The 742-nt window shown below is 33.6% G+C and carries 1 protein-coding gene; it reads right to left on the minus strand.

Features of this window, described 5'->3' with window-relative positions; genetic code table 11:
• Positions 1–81: 81 nt before the first annotated feature.
• A partial coding sequence (locus tag IE260_RS43460) for a DUF874 family protein (protein WP_189881031.1) occupies positions 82–742 on the minus strand: 661 nt, incomplete at its 5' end.

The following is a 742-nucleotide window of genomic DNA, read 5'->3' on the forward strand; positions in this document are numbered from 1 at the left end:
CCAATAAGCGATTTTTCTATGGCAAGAAACTGACTGATGTCTTCTAGAAGTTAAGAACGATTTTATGGTGTTTTCTTATGCCTACATCCTTTTACTATAACCATAACCCACTTTTTCTGCTTTTTTCTCGGTATTAGCAACTACTTTTATTTCTTTATTAATATCAGCAAATATTTTTTGAACGAACAAAAGGCTTTGAGAGGGTGAAAGGTGGGCTTGTGGTTTTCTCATTTCAAGCATTTTAGCTTGAGCTTTAGAGCGTATTTTTAGATTTTCGTTTTGCCATTCTTCTGTAACCTTAAAATCTCTAGGATCTAGTTCTAAATAGGCGATAGAACTTGGTTTATAAAAATCCACTTGTTTAACGATAGCTTTTTGTGAATAGGGCAGAGATTCTAATTCTTTTTGCAAATAAGCGATAAGCTCTTGCGCTTTTGATCCTCTTTGAGAGCGGGGTTGCTTGGAGTTTGGAAGGTGTTTTGGCTGGATAGGGGTTTGGTTTGTTTTTGTGGGTTTAGGGGTTTTGCATTCAGCTTCTATTTCTATAGCAATGCCACCCTTAATTCCTAATTTTTTAATAAAGAATTGATTATGATTTTCTTGGCAATTTTGTTCTGCTTTGTTAACCAAATCTTTTTGTGTGTTGTTTGTCTTTTGTTTTTCTTGTTCTGTCTTTTGTTGTTCTTGTTCTACTTTTATTTGATTATTAGTCTCTATATTGCTTGTCTTTTGTTTTTCTTGT

Source organism: Streptomyces viridiviolaceus, from assembly GCF_014650995.1.
GTDB classification, from domain to species: domain Bacteria; phylum Actinomycetota; class Actinomycetes; order Streptomycetales; family Streptomycetaceae; genus Streptomyces; species Streptomyces viridiviolaceus.